11 protein-coding genes are annotated in these 18,109 nt (G+C 63.5%); 4 read left to right on the forward strand and 7 right to left on the reverse strand.

Features of this window, described 5'->3' with window-relative positions; genetic code table 11:
- Positions 1-123: 123 nt before the first annotated feature.
- The 3 genes from O7A61_RS24665 to O7A61_RS24675 form a co-directional block, all read right to left on the reverse strand.
- Positions 124-384: a ribbon-helix-helix domain-containing protein gene (locus O7A61_RS24665; protein ID WP_442921114.1), complete on the reverse strand. Its 261-nt coding sequence runs from the start codon at positions 382-384 to the stop codon at positions 124-126.
- 109 nt (positions 385-493) lie between these two features.
- Entirely contained in the window at positions 494-2,548 is a 2,055-nt protein-coding gene (locus O7A61_RS24670) for a bifunctional aldolase/short-chain dehydrogenase (RefSeq protein WP_337132050.1), read from the reverse strand.
- Positions 2,549-2,634: 86 nt separating this feature from the next.
- A complete protein-coding gene (locus O7A61_RS24675; RefSeq protein WP_337132051.1) occupies positions 2,635-3,600 on the reverse strand; it encodes a sugar-binding transcriptional regulator in 966 nt (321 codons plus the stop codon).
- A 202-nt stretch (positions 3,601-3,802) separates the two neighbouring features.
- Here O7A61_RS24675 and O7A61_RS24680 point away from each other — a divergent pair, with 202 nt between their 5' ends.
- From O7A61_RS24680 to O7A61_RS24695, 4 genes are all read left to right on the forward strand, one after another.
- Positions 3,803-5,443: an acyl-CoA synthetase gene (locus O7A61_RS24680; RefSeq protein ID WP_337132052.1), complete on the forward strand. Its 1,641-nt coding sequence runs from the start codon at positions 3,803-3,805 to the stop codon at positions 5,441-5,443.
- Between the two features lie 190 nt (positions 5,444-5,633).
- Positions 5,634-6,239, forward strand: a complete 606-nt coding sequence (locus O7A61_RS24685; protein WP_027142246.1) for a TetR family transcriptional regulator — start codon at positions 5,634-5,636, stop codon at positions 6,237-6,239.
- A 54-nt stretch (positions 6,240-6,293) separates the two neighbouring features.
- Positions 6,294-7,436: an efflux RND transporter periplasmic adaptor subunit gene (locus O7A61_RS24690; RefSeq protein ID WP_337132053.1), complete on the forward strand. Its 1,143-nt coding sequence runs from the start codon at positions 6,294-6,296 to the stop codon at positions 7,434-7,436.
- 258 nt (positions 7,437-7,694) lie between these two features.
- On the forward strand, positions 7,695-10,835 hold the full coding sequence (locus O7A61_RS24695; protein ID WP_337132054.1) for an efflux RND transporter permease subunit: 3,141 nt from the start codon (positions 7,695-7,697) through the stop codon (positions 10,833-10,835).
- 82 nt (positions 10,836-10,917) lie between these two features.
- Here O7A61_RS24695 and O7A61_RS24700 read toward each other — a convergent pair whose 3' ends face one another.
- The 4 genes from O7A61_RS24700 to O7A61_RS24715 all read right to left on the reverse strand — a co-directional run.
- A complete protein-coding gene (locus O7A61_RS24700) occupies positions 10,918-12,627 on the reverse strand; it encodes an APC family permease (RefSeq protein WP_337132055.1) in 1,710 nt (569 codons plus the stop codon).
- A 359-nt stretch (positions 12,628-12,986) separates the two neighbouring features.
- Complete coding sequence (locus O7A61_RS24705) at positions 12,987-15,356, reverse strand: DUF1989 domain-containing protein (protein ID WP_337132056.1); 2,370 nt, start codon at positions 15,354-15,356, stop codon at positions 12,987-12,989.
- A gap of 142 nt (positions 15,357-15,498) precedes the next feature.
- Entirely contained in the window at positions 15,499-16,125 is a 627-nt protein-coding gene (locus O7A61_RS24710) for a sarcosine oxidase subunit gamma (RefSeq protein ID WP_337132057.1), read from the reverse strand.
- Positions 16,118-18,109, reverse strand: a 1,992-nt coding sequence (locus O7A61_RS24715) for a glycine cleavage T C-terminal barrel domain-containing protein (RefSeq protein ID WP_337132058.1), incomplete at its 5' end; no start/stop codon positions are given. The genes O7A61_RS24715 and O7A61_RS24710, both read right to left, overlap by 8 nt.

An 18,109-nucleotide genomic window follows, 5' to 3' on the forward strand; every position in this document is an offset into this window, starting at 1 on the left:
CAACCCGCTCGCGAAGATCCATCGAATACCCTGCCATCCATGCTGGCCTCCTCCCAGCATGCATGTTGAATCAGAACGGCGATGATTTGGGAATCCCACGACTCTTATAAATTTCATCCCGCTCTAGCCACGGGCGCGGCGTTCTGCCTTCAGGCTTCGAATGAACTCGGCGGGTTCGACTTCCACTGGCTTGCCGCTGGCCATGCCATCGGCATAGGCGCGTTTCAAGTGCTCAAGCTCCAGCGCACGCAATTCCTCGCGCTGCTCCCACAGGCGCAAGGCGTCGCGGACAATCTCGCTATTGGAGGCGTATGCCCCGCCTTCGACCGCACTTTGTAGGCGAGCAATCTGCTGCGCGGTGAGCGAGATGGTGAGGGTGCGCATCGGTTCGGCTTTCATGCCGACTATTATAGCGCACCCCGCAAGAACTAACAATATTTGTTAGGACTTTCGTCTCGATCTCTGCCTGGCTCTAAACGATGGCAGAGATTGCCTACCGCAGCGCCGCGGCAATGTTGCCGCCGTCGACCGTCGTCACATCGGCGGTCGTCCGGTCCGCCAGGGCATGGTGCAGGAAGGCCTGCGCCACATCCTGCGCCGTCACTTCCTGGCCGAGCAGATTGCCGGACATGTAGTCCTTCTCCGACACGCCGCGCGCGCCCGAGCGGCTGGCGATCATCGCGTCCGTCAAAAGACCCGAGCGGATGCGGTCGGCGTTGACGGCGTTCGAACGGATGCCATGGGCGCCGTAGTCGAGCGCGTATTGTCTGGACAGGAACAGCGTCGCCGCTTTCGGCACGCCATAGGCGCCGAACTTCGGGCCGGGGTTGACCGCCTGCTTGGAGGTGTTGAACAGGAGAGCGCCGCCGGTGCCCTGTTCGAGCATGATGCGCACGGCGTTCTGCGCCGCCGACTGGTGGGCGAAGAAATTGAGCTCGAAGCTCTTGCGCAGCAGCGCATCGTCAAGCTCGCCGATGCGGCCCTCCCATGCGGCGCCCGCGTTGGACACCAATATGTCGACGCCGCCGAACACGGCGATCGCCTTGTCGAAGGCGGCGCGCATCTGAGCCGGGTCGGTGATGTCGGCGCCAACGCCGATCGAATTGTTGCCGGCTTTCCTGGCGGCATCAGCGGCCTTTTCGGCGTCGAGATCGACGACGACGGCATGAGCGCCATTGTCGGCGAAAAGTTTTGCGGTCGCCGCACCAATCGCACCGGCGCCGCCGGTGATCAGCACCACTTGTCCAGTCAGCGGCTTCGGCTTGTTGGAGGCAAGCTTGGCCTGTTCCAGCGACCAGTATTCGAGCGGGAACAGGTCGGCCTTGGACAATGGGTGGAAACGCCCGACCGCCTCGGCGCCGCGCACGGCCTCGATCCACATCTCGCCGACGTCCGATGCGATCTTGGCGTCCTTCAATGTGCGGCCATGGCCGAACATGCCGAGCCCCGGCACCAGCGTCAGCCGCGGCATGGGATCGAGCATGGTGCGCTTGACGTCGTCGAGCGCGTCATTGGTCTCGAAATAGGCACGATAATCCTTGGCGAAGGCATCGACATGGCTCTTGATCACCGCCTTGTAGTCACCGACCTTGTCGGCGTCGGGCGCCGGCACCGCCATCGGTCCGGTCTTGATGCGGATCGACAGATCCGGCGTCGACACGCCACGTTGTGCATAGTCGGCGATCTCTGCCGAATTGATGAAATCGACGATCGCGTCCGAGGTACGGAAATCGCTGATCATGCGGTCGAAGCGGCCTTCGCCGCGTGGCGCCGCGACAGCGCCGCGCAGCATGGGCGCGATGGAAGCCGGCGTCGCCAGCCTTGCCGGCAATGCCGCCTTCGCAGCCTTGGGCTTGACGTGCTTGGCCACATAGTCCTCGGCGACGTTCACATAGTGGATCATCCGGTCATAGGCCTGCCTGGCGTCGTCGCCGAAAGTGAAGATGCCATGCTTGTCGAGGATCAGGCCTTCTACCGCAGGGTCGGCGTCGAAGACATCGGCCGCCGCCTTGGCGAGGTCGAAGCCTGGCATGATGTAGGGCACGTAGCCCATCTTTGCTCCGAACACCTTTGCCACCAGCGGTTTGCTGTCTTCCTGATCGACAATGGCCAGGATGGCGGTCGAATGGGTGTGGTCGACGAATTTGTGCGGCAGGAAGGCATGCAGCAGGGTCTCGACCGATGGGTTGGGCGAGGCGGGGTCGATCAGGTTTGCCCGCTGCAGGGCGACCATGTCCTCGTCGGAAAGCCTGTCCAGCTTGCGCGCCTTGAGCAGGGCGCCCATCTTGACGGCGGGCAGGCCCTGCGGCTCGATGACGGCCATGTCCCAGCCGCTGCCCTTGACGCACAGCACGTCCCATTCGTCGCCGACGAGGTCGGTCGCCTTGATCTTGCAGGAGGTGTTGCCGCCGCCATGCAGGACCAGCTGTGGCACGCCGCCCAGAAGCCGCGTCGTGTAGACACGCAAGGCCAGGTCGCGGCCGACGCCCTTCTTCGCATAGTCGGCAACGAGTTTTTCAGCCGCGTCGTCGTTCCACAGGTTCTTCATGTTCGCTTCGTCCAGTTGCTGTTTTTGATGGTGAAACAGGAATGCCGCGACACCTTGATGACAATGCGTCGGCAAAGGGTTGGTTTTTAGGATGCCTTTTCTGCTGACGCTCCGGCATGATCGAGCAGCCGCTGCGCCATATGCGCGCCGACCACCAGATGCGTGCAGAGGCCGCCGGCGATGGCCGCGAGCAGCGGCTCGAACTTGCTGTCTTCCTGCACGACCATCAGCCGCTTCCCGATGACGCGCAGTGAAGCAAGCCCCGCCGAGATGACCCGCCGGTTGTAGCTGCAGTCGAGCAACTCGCCACCGGCATCGATGATCTGCCCGGCAATGACACCGGCGGCACCTTCCTTGCGCAGTGCCGCCATTTCGGCTGCCGTCAGCGCACCACACTTCACCAGGTGGCTGTCGGCATCGACAGCGCCGATGGAGTAGAGCGCAAGATCGCAGTCGCTGATCCCGGCAAGCTGGTCACGGATCACCGGCTCGGCGCGCAGGCCTTGCGCCAGTTCCTCGGTCGACAGCACCAGAGGCGCGTAGAAATTGAGGCCCTTGGCATTGAGCCGCCGCGCGATTTCCATGGTGCACTGGTCGGGCCGGTAGGAATAGGGCGCGCCGAGATTACCGCAGAGCTGCACCACGGTGACGTCCTGCAGGTCGGCATAGGACATGATGTCGGCGATGGTGTAGACGGTGCGGCCCCAGGCGACGCCGATGCGGTCGCCCTTCCTGACGAGTTCCAGGAAGACGCTTGCCGCCAGCACCGCGATATCGGTCGAGGGATCGGCGAGGTAGGCGTTTTCCGGCGCGATCCAGACGGCGTCGAGCTTCATGGCATCTTCCAGCCTGCGCGCCATGATGTCGTCGGTGAAGAGCTGCGTCGAGGTCGAGATGTTGACGATGCCTGTCTCGCGCGCCTTGCGCAGATACATGGCGACGGAAGCGCGCGAAATGTTGAGCTGATTGGCCACTTCGTCCTGGCGAAGCCCATGGGCATAGTAAAGCCAGGCCGCCTTGTGGATGAGCTGTTCTGCCGGTCGGATCGCCATGCCGCCTCCTTGGCTGACATTAGTCACGGCTCTCGACAAAAGTCAAATTTGGATGAGCAGGAAGGGATCTTCTGCCGGCGCGGCGCAATCGAGATCACCGTTCCAGCAAGTCGGCGCAGTATAGCATTCTCAGCCCTTCTGGGGGATAGCGTGCCGACGAGCCTAAGGTTAGAAAGCTCGAAAAGACTTTGGGGAGAACGGGATGGCCAGTCCCTACGAACAGGATCTCGACAGGAACGCCGCCAACCATCAGCCGCTGACGCCGCTCACCTATCTGGAGCGCGCTGCAAAGACTTATCCCGACCACATCGCCATCATCCATGGCGGCCAGCGCATCAGCTACCGCGATTTCTGGCGCCGCTCGCTGAAACTCGCTTCGGCGCTGCACAAGCACGGCATCGGCAAGGGCGATACGGTGACGGTCATGCTGTCGAACACGCCGCCGATGCTGGAGGCGCATTTCGGTGTGCCGATGACCAAGGCGGTGCTGCACTCGCTCAACACGCGCCTCGACGCCGCGGTCATCGCCTTCCAGCTCGATCATGCCGAGACCAAGGTGCTGATCGTCGATCGCGAGTTCTCCGGAGTCGTGCGAGAAGCGCTCGATCTGGCCAAGGTCAGGCCGCTGGTCATCGATTACGACGATCCCGATTACGCCGCTGACGCGCCCTATCCGAAAGGCGAGCGGGTCGGCACGGTGGACTATGAGGCCTTTGTCGCCAATGGCGACGAGGAGTTCGCCTGGTCGATGCCCGACGACGAATGGGACGCCATCTCGCTCAACTACACGTCGGGCACGACAGGCAATCCCAAGGGCGTCGTCTATCACCACCGGGGTGCGGCGCTGATGGCCTACACCAACACCATCCATGCCGGCATGGCCAAGCATGCGGTCTATCTCTGGACGCTGCCGATGTTCCATTGCAATGGCTGGTGTTTTCCCTGGACGCTCGCGGTCCAGGCTGGCACGCATATCTGCCTGCGTTGGGTGCGGCCGAAGCCGATCTATGACGCCATCGCCGATCATGGCGTCACGCATCTGTGTGGGGCGCCGGTCGTCATGTCGGTGCTGATCAATGCCCGGGAGGAGGACAAGCGCGCATTTGCGCAGACAGTCACCTTCAACACGGCGGCCGCCCCTCCGCCGGAGGCGGTGCTTTCGGGGATGGCCGATGCCGGCTTCGCCGTCACCCATCTCTACGGCCTGACCGAAACCTACGGCCCGGCTGTCGTCAACGAATGGCATAATGGCTGGGACGCGCTCGACAAAGGGGCGAGGGCGGGCAAGAAGGCACGGCAGGGCGTGCGCTACGCCGCGCTCGAAGGCCTGACGGTGATGGACCCCGAGACCATGGCCGAGACGCCCGCCGACGGCGAGACCATCGGCGAGGTCATGTTCCGGGGCAACATCGTCATGAAGGGCTATCTGAAGAACCGCAAGGCGACCGACGAGGCTTTCGCCGGCGGCTGGTTCCACTCCGGTGATCTCGGCGTCATGCACCCCGACGGCTATATCCAGCTCAAGGACCGCTCCAAGGACATCATCATCTCCGGTGGCGAGAACATTTCCTCGATCGAGGTCGAGGACGCGCTCTACAAGCATCCCGCCGTCGCCTCCTGCGGCGTCGTGGCGCGCCATGACGACAAATGGGGCGAGGTGCCTGTCGCCTATGTCGAGCTGAAACCGGGTAAGGTGGCGAGCGAGGCAGAGATCATCGAGCACTGCCGGACGCTGCTTGCCCGCTTCAAGGTGCCGAAAGCGGTGATCTTCGCCGAGATACCGAAGACCTCGACCGGCAAGATCCAGAAATTCCGGCTGCGGGAAATGGCCAAGGTCGCCTGAAGCCTTCCCGCGCCTTTTCGAGAGAATTATTTTCGGTGGCCCGCATCCTGAGGGCGCCTTGTGACGTCTATGGGATGTCACCATCTGTCACCTATCGTACGCGTACATCGAATCCTCGTTGACACAGTGCTCTTTTCGATTTACGAGTGATGAAAATCGAAATTCGTCACTCGTTATTTGACAGAGAGCTATGTCCGAAGCCGCCAACATCGTCGCCGACGTCGCCCGACAGGAAAATGTGACGCGCATTCTCGATTGCGCCGAGCGCCTGTTCCGCCACTATGGCTACGGCAAGACCAATGTCGCCGACATTGCCCGCGAACTCGGCATGTCGCCGGCCAACATCTACCGTTTCTTTGCCTCCAAAGTCGAAATCCACCAGGCCGTCTGTGGCCGGATGCTCGGCGCCAGCTACAACATGGCCTACGAGATCATGCACCTGCCGGTCAGCGCCGAGGAGCGGCTGCGGCGTTACGTGCATGCGCAGTACAAGATGACGATGGAGGTCATGCTCGACGACCAGAAGGTCCACGAGATGGTCATCGTCGCCCTCGAGCGCGACTGGGGCGTCATCGACAAGCATGTCGACAGCATCCACGATCTCTTCGCCGAGGTGATCCGCGAGGGCATCGAGGCCGGCGAGTTCAGGAAACAGGACCCGGTGACCGCGTCGCGCTGTTTCGGTGCCGCCACCGTCATCCTGTGCCATCCGCAGATGGTGGCGCAGTGCCTCGCCAAGACCAATCGGGCGATGCCCGACGAACTCATCGATTACGCAATCAGAGCCTTGAAATAGCCGCCGCCAGCCGGTGCCGGTGTCGACAGTCCGTCTCCAGTCGGGAGTATCAAGATGTTTTTGCCCAGTTCCATCCTTCGCAAGTTGCCAGCTGCCGGCCTGATCGTCGCATCGCTTGGGCTCGCCGGCTGCTCGCAGGAAAAAGCGGAGGTGAAGGACATCATTCGCCCGGTCAAGGTCGTCGAGATCGCCCAGGCCCGTGACACCCGCACGCTATCCTATTCCGGATCGGTGCGCGCCCGCACCGAGAGCACACTGGGTTTCCGGGTCAACGGCAAGATCACCGAGCGTCTCGTCGACATCGGCCAGCGCGTGGCGCCTGGCGATGTGCTGGCCCGCATCGATCCCTCCGACTATGACCTGTCGGTCAAGAGCGCGCAGGCCGCGCTGGATGCCTCCGAACGGCAGGTCGAGACCGTCGAACTCGCTCGCAAGCGCGCCGAGCAGCTTTTCGCCAAGAACTTCGCGCCGAAATCGCAGCTCGAACAGGCAACGCTGACCTATGACCAGGCCGTCGCCACGCGCGACTCTGCCCGCTCGACGCTTGCCCAGGCCAGGAACCAGGTCGGCTATACCGACCTCAAGGCCGATAGGGACGGCATCGTCACGGCGGTCAACGCCGATGTCGGCCAGGTGGTCGGGTCGGGCACGCCGGTGGTCACCGTCGCGGTCGATGGCGAAAAGGAAGTGCTGATCGCGGTTCCAGAAATGGAGATCGCGCAGTTCAAGCCGGGCAAGGACGTCAAGGCGGGCTTCTGGTCCGATGCCGCTCTGGCGCTCGACGGCAAGGTTCGCGAGGTCGCCGGCAGCGCCGATCCGCAGTCGCGCACCTTTGCCGTCCGCGTCAGCCTGCCCAACGACCCGCGCGTGCTGCTCGGCATGACCGCCAATATCGAGGCGTCGGCGGCTAATGAAAGGCAGCTCGTGTCCATCCCGCTGAGCGCGCTCGCCGAGAAAGACAGCCAGTCGATCGTCTGGACGGTCGATCGCGGCGCCGACACGGTTCATGCCCGTCCGGTCAAGGTCGCCAAGTTCGCCGCCGATGGCGTGCGTGTCGCGGAGGGATTGAAACCGGGCGATATCGTGGTCGCCGCCGGTACGCAGTTCATGACCGAGGACCTGAAGGTGAAACTCGCCGGCGGCATCACACAGCAGTCCGCCTCGGCCGAGGGCGGGGACGCCAGCCAGCTGCGCTGACGACAGACAGGTCGGCCGCGCGTTCCCGCGGCCGCAGGTTTCCGGGCGGCGTGCCCGAAAGGTCGAGACGTCAAGGCCGATGTACCCCCGCATCGACCCTCGCGTCCCACCGCGATGAGTGTCTCTCCGCTCGAAGAGCGACGCCGCCCGGAAACCAGTATCGAACGCAGATGATTTCGTTTCGCGCGCCGCGCTTCTTCGTAGCACCTTCCTCGAAGCACCAGGGCGCCGGCAACCAAGCAAAGTGGACCACCACCGATGACGACCTCCACTGAAGAAAAGCGGCCCTTCAATCTCTCTCGTTGGGCAATCGGCCATCCTTCGATCGCGCGCTTCCTGTTCGGGCTGATCATCATCGCCGGCGCGCTCGGCCTGATGCGCATGGGCCAGAAGGAAGATCCCGACTTCACCTTCCGCGTCATGGTCGTGCAGGCGATCTGGCCGGGCTCCTCGATCCAGGAGATGGAAGACCAGGTCGTCAACAAGATCGAGCGCAAGCTGCAGGAGACGCCGCATCTCGACTTCGTGCGTTCCTTCACCCGCGCCGGCACCGCCATCATCACCGTCCAGATCAAGGGTGACGCCAACGCCGCCGAAGTGACCGATGCTTTCTATCAGGTGCGCAAGAAGGTCGGCGACATATCGGGCGACCTGCCGCAGGGTCTGCTCGGCCCCTATTTCAACGACGAATTCGGTGACACCTTCATCACGCTGCATTCGATCAGCGGCGACGGCTTCTCCTATCCCGAGCTGAAGAAGTTCGCCATCCAGGCGCGTGATATGCTGTTGACGACGCCTGGCGTCGAAAAGGCGGTCATCATCGGCGACCAGCCGGAAAAGCTCTACATCGATGTCTCGTCCAAGGCGCTGGCCGAACGCGGCCTGACGCTGACCGACGTGCAGAACGCGATCAAGGGCCAGAACAATGTCGACCCTGCTGGTTCCGTCGACACCGGCGTCAATTCGGTGCGCATTTCGGTCGAAGGCGATGTCGCCAAGGCCGCCGACATCCGCGAGCTGCGCCTGCGTGCCGGCGGTCAGGTCACCCGGCTTGGCGACATCGCCACCGTCACTTCGGGGCTGGAAGACCCCTTCCAGCGCAAATACCGCTTCAATGGTCACGACAGCGTGCAGCTTGGCGTCGTCATGGCCAAGGGTTTTAAAGTCACCGACGTCGGCAAGGATGTCGAGGCGACCTACAAGCACTTCGAGGAAGCGCTGCCCTATGGCGTTTCGGTCGACCAGATTTCCGACCAGCCGGGCGTCGTCACGGACGCGGTAGCCGAATTCATGCATGCGCTCGGCGAAGCGCTGCTGATCGTGCTTGTCGTCTCGTTCCTGTCGATCGGCTGGCGCTCGGGCCTGGTGATCGCCATCGCCATACCGCTGGTGCTCGCCGCCACCTTCGCCATCATGTACGAGATCGGCATCGACCTGCAGCGCATTTCGCTGGGCGCGCTGATCATCGCGCTCGGCCTGCTCGTCGACGATGCCATGATCGTCGTCGAGATGATGGAGCGCAAGCTCGAGGAGGGGCTGGTCAAGATCGAGGCGGCGAGCTTCGCCTATTCCTCGACCGCCTTCCCGATGCTGACCGGCACGCTGATCACCACCGCCGGCTTCATCCCTGTCGGCTTTGCCGCTTCGACGGCTGGCGAATATGTGCGCACCCTGTTCTATGTCGTCGGCATCGCGCTGATCGTGTCGTGGTTCGTGGCGGTCTATTTCACGCCCTGGCTCGGCCACATGATCCTCAAGCAGCGCAAGCATGCCGGCAGCCATCACGACGCCTTCGACACGAGCTTCTATCGTCGGCTGCGTGCCACGGTCGGCTGGGCCGTGCGCCATCGCATCTTCGTCCTGGTGATGACGCTGGTGACTTTCGGCACCAGCCTTTGGGCGTTCCAGTTCATCCCGCAGAATTTCTTCCCGCAATCGTCGCGGCCGGAAATCCTCGTCGATCTCTGGCTGCCGGAAGGCACCAGCATCAAGGAGGTCGAGACGCAGGCCAAGGCCCTGGAAGCCAAGATGATGGACGACAAGGACAAGCGTTTCATCGCCACCTATATCGGCGAGGGCGCCCCACGCTTCTTCCTGCCGCTCGACCAGCAACTGCGCAACCCGAACTTCGCCCAGTTGCTTGTCATGGCCAATGACGAGCCGGCGCGCGAGCGGCTGATCGTCAAGCTGCGCACGGTTCTGGCGCAGGATTTCCCATCGATTCGTGCCAAGGTCGATCGCCTGTTCCTCGGACCGCCAACCGGCTGGCCGGTGCAGATGCGTGTCATGGGTCCGGACCGCCAGGAGGTGCGCCGCATCGCCGACCAGGTGAAGGCGAAGTTCCGGCAGGATCCGCTGCTCGGCGCCGTCCATGACGACTGGCTGGAGCCCGTTCCGGCGATGAAACTGGTCATCGACCAGGATCGCGCCCGTGCGCTCGGCGTCACCTCGCAGCGCATCCGCCAGATGCTGCAGGCCGCGATGTCCGGCGCGCCGCTCGACGATTTCCGCGACGGCGAGGAGACGGTATCCATCGTCGCCCGCGAGCCGGATGCCAGCCGCAGCCTGCTGTCCTCGGTCGACTCGGTCTATATCCCGACCGATTTCGGCGGCTTCGTGCCGCTGTCGCAGGTCGCCAAGGTGGTGCCTGTGCTGGAGCAAGGCATAGAGTGGCGCCGCGACCGCCTTCCGACGATCAGCGTGCGCGCCACATTGCCCGACGGCGTGCAGTCCAACGACGTCGTCACCAAGATGTACAAGGACTTGCAGGGTCTGCGTAACGGCCTGGCGCCCGGCTACAAGATCGAGATCCAGGGCGGGGCCGAGGATTCGGCCGAAAGCCAGGCTTCCATCGCCGCCAAGGCGCCGATCATGCTGGCCGTCATCGTCGTGCTCCTGATGATCCAGCTGCAGAACTTCGGCAAGGCGATGCTGGTGCTGGCGACTGGCCCGCTCGGTATCATCGGTGCCGCCGCCGCTCTGCTGATCAGCGGTGCGCCGTTCGGCTTCGTCGCCATCCTCGGCGTCATCGCACTGCTCGGCATCATCATGCGCAACTCCATCATCCTGGTCGACCAGATCGACCAGGACATCGCCAGGGGCATGGACCGTTCCGAAGCGATCATCGGCTCGGCGGTGCGCCGCTTCAGGCCGATCGTGCTGACGGCGATGACGGCTGTGCTGGCACTGATTCCGATCTCGCGCGCCGTGTTCTGGGGCCCGCTCGCCTACGCCATGATGGGCGGCATTCTCGTCGCCACTGTGCTGACCATCCTTGTGCTGCCGGCGGGGTATGCGCTCTTCTTCGGACGGGAGCCCAAGAAAGCCAGGACCGACGAGCAGGCGACAGCAGAGATCGAAGGCGTCGAACGGCCGCAACTGGCGTTGGCGGCGGAATAAGACAAAACCGGCCGGTCGAATTTGCGACTGGCCGGTTTTCCCTTAATGCAACAGTGGCTTGGGCCGCTTGGCGGTCAGACCATCAGATGACGAATACCCAATTGGCGATGAGCATGACCGCCACGCCGGCGACCAGCGTCAGATAGGGCAGCATACCCGCCTTCCTGACCTTTAGATCGGCCGAGCTCATGCCGAGATCGGCCAGCATGTGGTCGGGGAATTTGCCCTTGTCCTGGATGTAGTGGCGGAAGCAGAACACCGGGATGATCAGCGCGGCGGTGATCAAGCCGGCCCACAGAGCCATCGGGTTCCAAACCTTGGCGCCTGCGCCCATGAAGATGGCGTTGACATAGGCGAAGATCGCCCCAATCCCCAAGAGCCAGCTAGGCGCTTTCCATGGCCGTGCGATATGGCCGTTGTCGATGCGGTGGATCCAGCCGGCATTGAGGTTGAGGAAGTTGAAGATGATGTAGCCGCAGTTCGACACGGCGAGGATAAAGAAGAAGCTCGTCGCGTCGGCCGAGGCGATCGCCAGCACGATCAGGTTGAAGCAGAGGTCGGTCCACATGGCCCGCGTCGGCGCACCGTGCTCGTTGACGTGACTGAGATAACGCGGCAGCCAGCCGTCGACCGAGCCTTGGTAGAGCGTGCGCGAGGAGCCGGCCATCGCCGTCATGATGCACAGCACCAGCGCCAGGATCATCAGCATCACCAGGAGGCTATGGATCAGCCTGCCGCCGCCGACCATGCCGGCCAGTGCATCCGCCACGCCGGAGCCGTCGACGATCGGCGTTGCCAGCATGCCGTTCAGGCCCAGCACGCCCTGGAAGGTGAAGGGCACCAGGATGAACAAAAGCATGCAGAGCAGGCCGGAATAGAAGATGGCCTTGAACGTATCGGTGCCGGGGTTCTTGAACTCCGACGTGTAGCAGACGGCCGTTTCGAAGCCATAGGTCGACCACGCGGCGATGAACATGCCGCCGAGCGCCAATGTCCAGCCGGCGATGTTCCAGGAGCCGGGTTCGGGTGCGTAGGCGGCGGCCAGCGGCACCAGCGGCGAAAAGTTCGACCAGTCGATCTGGCCGGTGAAGATCGGCACCACGCCGACGATCAGCATCGGGATGATGACCAGCATGCCGATATATTTCTGCACGCTGGCGGTGCCCAGGATGCCGCGATGCTGGATCGAGAAGATGATCAGCATCAGCACCGCGCCAATGAAGAAGGTGGCGTTGAGCGTGAACGAGACCGGTCCGAGCGTATGGCTCCACAGCGTCCAGTTACGGATCGCTGGTGTCGCGGCGGCCGTCACCGCGGTGATGGCGTCGGCGGGAACCGTTCCGGTATGCGCGGCGATGTAGGCGACGACATCGGGCGAAGTTTCGGTGAACAGCGGCACCGGCGCCAGCGCGTTGAGGATATAGGCGGCGGCGATCGAGCAGCCGAGCGACAGCACCGGCGACCAGGCGAACCAGTTGCACCACACCGACAAGGGCGCGATGAACTTGGAATAGCGCAGCCAGGCGGTGGCGCCATAGATCGAGGCGCCGCCGGATTTGTTCGGGAACAGGCCGGCGATCTCGGCATAGGTGAAGGACTGCAGGAAGCCCATGATCATGGACACCGTCCAGATCAGGAAAGCCAGCTTTCCCGTCGTGCCGGCAATGCCGCCGATCGAGAACAGCACCAGCGCCGGAACGCCGCTCGCCACCCAGAAGGCGCCGCGCCAGTCGATATGCCTGAGCAGCTTGCTTTCGGCAGGCTGGTCCAGGACCGTACTTATCGTGCTCATGTCGATGAGTTCCCCTTTTTCGATGTTCCCCGCCAGCGATGCCTCGGCTACGCGAAGCTTGCTCCCCGGCAAATGATCGTTCCGGCCGCGGTGTTTCCACTCAGTCGTATTTTTTTCTTAACAGTGAAGATTGATCCGGCGCGCTTTCACGTCAAGCGATTTGTGAAACCATGCACATCACGCTTGCGAAACATGCTCTTCCCTTCTCCCCCTGTGGGAGAAGGTGTCGCCGAAGGCGACGGATGAGGGGTGTTCCAGCGAAGTGAGGCGTTGGTGTTTCCTGGAACACCCCTCATCCGTCTCGGCGCAGCGCGCCGATCCACCTTCTCCCACAAGGGGAGAAGGCAAGGGTTGCCGCCCTACGAACGTGGTTTGGTCTTTTGCGGATCGTAGTGGGCAAAGGCGACGACCCGGGCCGGCAGCCGCTTGGCATGACCATCGAGCTTGCCGATCTCGACCTCCGTGCCGATGGCGGCGTGGGTGATGTCGAGCCGCGCCAGCGCGATGTTTTTGTTCAGCATCGGCGAGCGCATGCCCGACGTGACGACGCCGATCTGGGCGCGGCCGATATGGACGCAGTCGCCATGGCCGACGGCGACATTGCTGTCTATGTCGAGGCCGACCAGCTTCGTCTGAGGATGGTCCTTGCGCCGGATCAGCGCCTCGCGGCCGATGAAATCGTCGGTCTTGGTCTTCAGCGGCACGGTAAAGCCGATGCCCGCCTCGAACGGATCGGTCTGGTCGGAAAACTCGTAACCGGCGAAGATGAGCCCGGCCTCGATGCGCACCATGTCGAGCGCCTGCAGTCCCATCGGCTTCAGCCCATGCGGCTGGCCGGCTTCCCAGATGGCGTCGAACGCCTTTTCGGCGTCGCGCGGATGGCACCAGATCTCGTAGCCGAGTTCGCCGGTATAGCCGGTGCGTGAAACCACGATGGGAATGCCGTTGCCACCGCCGATGCGCGCCACGGCAAAGCGGAACCATTCGAGTTCCTCGATCGAGGGCTGCAGCGGGGAGGTCCAGATGACCTCTCTCAGGATGTCGCGGCTCTTTGGCCCTTGCACGGCGATGTTGTGCATCTGGTCGGTGGACGAGCGCACCAACACGTTGAGGCCGAGCTTTGTCGCCGTCTCGCGTAGCCATTCGCCGGAGAGATCGTCGCCGCCGATCCAGCGGAAATTGTCCTTGCCGAGCCTGAGCAGCGTGCCGTCGTCGATCATGCCGCCATGCTCGTAGCACATGGCGGAGTAGACGACTTGGCCGACGCCGAGCTTCTTGACGTCACGCGTCAGCGTATATTGCAGCAGCGCTTCGGCATCCGGACCGGTGACCTCGAATTTGCGAAGCGGCGACAGGTCCATGATCACCGCATCCTGCCGGCAGGCCCAGTATTCGGCGATAGGCCCTTCTTTGGCGAACGAGTTGGCCAGCCAATAGCCCCTGTACTCGACGAAGTCGCGCGTGTGTTTGGCAAAGCTCGAATGAAAAGCTGTCTCGCGGGTCATTTTGGGTTCCGAATCGGGCGTCATGCGTCTGGCGATCGCTCGCGAGAATTTATGCTGGCCGGAATAGGTCCGCACATGGATATCGGTCAGGTCCCAGCCATTGGCCGGCGTCGTGTCGTCAGGACAGGCGGAGGAGACGCAGACGATGTCGGTGAGCGCCTTGAGCAGAACATAGTCGCCGGCTCGCGACCATGGCTCGTCCGACACCATGACGCCATGGGCGTCGATCGCCGTGTTGAAGAAGAAGTTGATCGCCATCCAGCCGGCGCGGGGATTGACGCCCTTGCCGGTGAGCGCGCGGTTGAAATTCTCCGAGCAGTTGGTGTGGCCGGGATAGCCGATGTCGTCGTAATATTTCGCCGCACAGGCGAGCGCGAAGGCGTCGTGCCGGCCGCACGTGTCCTGCACCACCTCGACCAGCGGCTCCATGTCCTGGTCGTAGTATTTCGAATGCAGGCCGGGCATCGGATAGCTCGCGCCCATCAGCGTGCGCGTCGTCGTGACGTCGAGCGGATGGTCGAGCCCCTTGTCCAGCTTGCGCGCCGAAAAACACTGGAAGTCGGTGCACTGGCGCCCATCGACATCGATGATCTGCAGATAGTCGCCCGCCTTGACGAAATAGGACTCCGCCGTCGCCGAATGGACGCGCAGATCGAGCACCGGATCGGCCAGTGGATCGGCAAGCCGGGATTCTGTTTTCAGGCGGATTGTGTTGCGCCGCACGATGACGCTGAGTGGCGTCGCCGTGTCATGGCCGTCGACCAGCATCGGCCCGCCGGGCGCGGCAATCAGCATCGCACCATCGCGCGCTATCGCGAATGCCTGCTCGGCACCGGCCGGAGTGGTGCCGCCAAATACGCGCACAGCCTTGGCCTTGTCGAGCTGAACCTGACGGCGTTCGAGGCCGCGGCGCACAGCCGAAAGACTGTCGTCGTCTTCGGTGAGCAGTGCCTTGATGCCGGCGGCACTACTATTGGATTTGTCACCGAGAATGCCGGGGTCGGTGACGCCCGACTTGTCCCAGGCCAGCAACTCGCAGGCCTGGCCGCCCTCGACATTGCGTACCGTGATCGTATCGCCGGCCTCGACCTCGATCAGCACCGCGCCATTGCCCTGTACGATATAGCGCTCCATGCCGGCCGGCAGCGCGATCTGGCCCGGCCTCAGGATGAGGCTTGGCCTGGGCGGTCCGGCTGTCACGGCGGGGTAGGGCGACTGGCTCATCTCAGCCTTGCGGTTCGAGAAACAAGTTTGCCTGTGCGTGAAATTATTTTAGCAGCAAGAATAGCAGCGGAGCGGAGTTTGGCAAGGCAGAGGGTGGCGCTTCTTCCTTCTCCTGCAAGGGGAGAAGGACAGACGCGCCATGCTACGCCAAGTCCTCCGAATGCCCGATCTCGACACCATACTCGGCACCCGAGTCCAGCATAGTATGCCACAAGCTCTCGGCGAACGTCGCGAACACCAGGACGTTGAACACCGCCTGTCCGTCCCGCGCATCATTGCCGCGCCACAGCGTGACGCTGGTGTGGTCCATCGAGGTGGCTGCCGCGGTTCCGACCGGGAACGCCGCTGGATATAGATCGATCGACGACAGTTTGGCGAGCAGGGCGCGTGCCTTGTCGCCGGAAATGCGGATCAACACCCGCGCATGCGACTGGTCCGACAGCGAAGCCGAGGCCGCGAAACCTGGAGCCAGCGACCCCACCTGATGTCTGCCGCCTTTCGACAGCACGAAGAACTGATCCGGTCCCGACCAGATGAGCGTGGCTTCGGCTGCTCCAGCCGTCTTCGGTGTTTCCGGAACCGCTACGCCGAAATGCGCGTTAGCGGCGCTCGCCATCTCGGCCGCCTTGCCGCGTCGCGCCATCACCTGGACAAGATCGAAATTGCGAATTTCGGTCAGGGTGACGCCGGCCTCGCCATGCGCGCCATACGGTCCCGAAACCAGCGCGCGATGGAGCGGGCTGCGGATTTCCCAGGAAAACTCAGCCACGCTGGCGCCCTCCATCCGGATCGTAGAACACGGGATTGCAAATCTCGACGTCATAGTCTTCGCCGCGCAGCGGATCGTGCGCATGCACGATCTCGCCGATGCGCTCGCGACCGCGCTCGACAAGCGCAAGCCCGATCCATTGGTCTGCCGTCGGCGAATAGCAGACCGAGGTGATGTAGCCCTGGTCATTATCAGGCCCGGGTGTCTGCCCCTTCGGAATGATGTGCGCGCCGGAGCGTAGCCGTCGCGTCTTGTCGGTCGGCTTGATGCCGACGACGACCTGCCGATCCGCCGCAACCAGCGCCTCGCGGCCGGCCATGACGCGGCCGATGAAATCCTTCTTGGTCGACATCATCTTGCCCAGGCCGAGATCGGCCGCGGTGGTCGTGCCGCTGAGCTCCGGTCCCGCGACATGACCTTTTTCGATGCGCATGACGCCGAGCGCCTCGGTGCCGTAAGGCGTCACGCCGAACGGCTGGCCCGCGATCATCAGATTGCGGGCCATCGCCTCGCCGTAGCGCGCCGGCACCGAAATCTCGAACGCCATTTCGCCGGAGAAGGAGATGCGGAACAGCCGCGCCCTGACGTCGCCGCGCAACGCGACTTCGCGTGCGCCCATGAAGGGGAAGCCTTCGTTGGAAAGGTCTTCCGCAGGATCGACGATCTCTTTCAACAGGTCGCGGGTTTTGGGCCCGGCGATCGAAAATTGCGCCCACTGGTCGGAGACCGAAGTCAGCTGGACATCGAGTTCCGGAAACAGCACCTGCCGGCAGAATTCCAGATGCTGCATCACCAGTCCGGCCTTGGCCGTGGTGGTGGTCAGGAAATAGTGGTCCTCGGCCAGACGCGACGTGGTGCCGTCATCGTAGACGATGCCGTCCTCGCGCAGCATCAGTCCGTAGCGCGCTTTTCCCACCGCAAGATTGGAGAAGGTGTTGATGTAGACGCGGTCGAGGAAGGCGCCGGCGTCGGCGCCATGCACGTCGATCTTGCCAAGCGTCGAGACATCGCAGAAGCCAACGCCGGAGCGCACTGCCTTGACCTCGCGGGTCACCGATTCCAGCCAGTCCTTCTCGCCAGCGCGCGGATACCATTGCGCGCGCTTCCACAGACCGGTGTCGACGAAGATCGCGCCCTGTTCGGCGGCCCAGTGATGCGACGGCGTCAGCCGCGTCGCGTGAAAAGTCTCGTCGCGATGATGGCCGGCGAAGGCGCCTATGGCGACCGGCACATAGGGCGGCCGGTAGATCGTCGTGCCGGTCTCGGGAATGGATTTGCCCGTGACCGCTGCCATGATGGCAAGGCCGGCGACGTTCGAGGTCTTGCCCTGGTCGGTCGCCATGCCGAGCGTGGTGTAGCGCTTCAGGTGCTCGACCGATTCAAAACCTTCGCGCTGCGCCAGCTCGATATCCGATGCGGTGACATCATGCTGCTGGTCGACAAAGGCTTTGCCCTTGCCCGCGACATGCCACAGCGGCGTGAGCGAAAAGGCTTGGTCGTCGGCCACCGGCGCGGAGCCTGAACCATTGCCGTGTCCGGCATCACGTGCCGCCGCCGCGCCCGCCGCAAATCCTTCGCGCAGGCAGGCGCCAAGTCCGAAGGCGCCGTTGGCGGCACCCGCGGCAACCATGCCGGGCGGCGCGCCGTCGGGCACGAAGGCGGCGATGTCGTCGCGCCATTTCGGTCGGCCGCGATGATAGGAGGTGAGCCCGACCGCCGGGTTCCAGCCGCCGGAAACGGCAAGCCCATCGGCTTCCACTTCGGCACGTGCGCCGCCGGTGAGTGCGACGGAAATCTTGCGCACGCCATTCTTGCCGCCGTCGATGCCGCTGACGGGGCCAGGCAGTCCGGGAAAGCCGCCCTTGCTGGCAAGCGGTCGCTGGTGTGGCCGGCTTCCGCGGCGCGGGTCGACATGGCCGGCGCCCGCAAGCCCGCCTCCGAGCCCTCCCCCGCCAGTGCGCACCCCACTCCCTTTGTGGGTCAA

Origin of the sequence: Mesorhizobium sp. Cs1321R2N1, assembly GCF_037179725.1 — a bacterium.
In the GTDB taxonomy this organism is placed as follows: Bacteria; Pseudomonadota; Alphaproteobacteria; order Rhizobiales; family Rhizobiaceae; genus Mesorhizobium; species Mesorhizobium salmacidum.

What these genes read in the sequence shown, in the direction of transcription:
- O7A61_RS24675 (WP_337132051.1), bottom strand. Translation starts at nt 3,600, where the DNA reads ATGGCGATCCGACCGGCAGAACAGCTCATCCACAAGGCGGCCTGGCTT.
- O7A61_RS24685 (WP_027142246.1), top strand. Translation starts at nt 5,634, where the DNA reads ATGTCCGAAGCCGCCAACATCGTCGCCGACGTCGCCCGACAGGAAAAT.
- O7A61_RS24695 (WP_337132054.1), top strand. Translation starts at nt 7,695, where the DNA reads ATGACGACCTCCACTGAAGAAAAGCGGCCCTTCAATCTCTCTCGTTGG.
- O7A61_RS24680 (WP_337132052.1), top strand. Translation starts at nt 3,803, where the DNA reads ATGGCCAGTCCCTACGAACAGGATCTCGACAGGAACGCCGCCAACCAT.
- O7A61_RS24665 (WP_442921114.1), bottom strand. Translation starts at nt 384, where the DNA reads ATGCGCACCCTCACCATCTCGCTCACCGCGCAGCAGATTGCTCGCCTA.
- O7A61_RS24700 (WP_337132055.1), bottom strand. Translation starts at nt 12,627, where the DNA reads ATGAGCACGATAAGTACGGTCCTGGACCAGCCTGCCGAAAGCAAGCTG.
- O7A61_RS24690 (WP_337132053.1), top strand. Translation starts at nt 6,294, where the DNA reads ATGTTTTTGCCCAGTTCCATCCTTCGCAAGTTGCCAGCTGCCGGCCTG.
- O7A61_RS24705 (WP_337132056.1), bottom strand. Translation starts at nt 15,356, where the DNA reads ATGAGCCAGTCGCCCTACCCCGCCGTGACAGCCGGACCGCCCAGGCCA.
- O7A61_RS24670 (WP_337132050.1), bottom strand. Translation starts at nt 2,548, where the DNA reads ATGAAGAACCTGTGGAACGACGACGCGGCTGAAAAACTCGTTGCCGAC.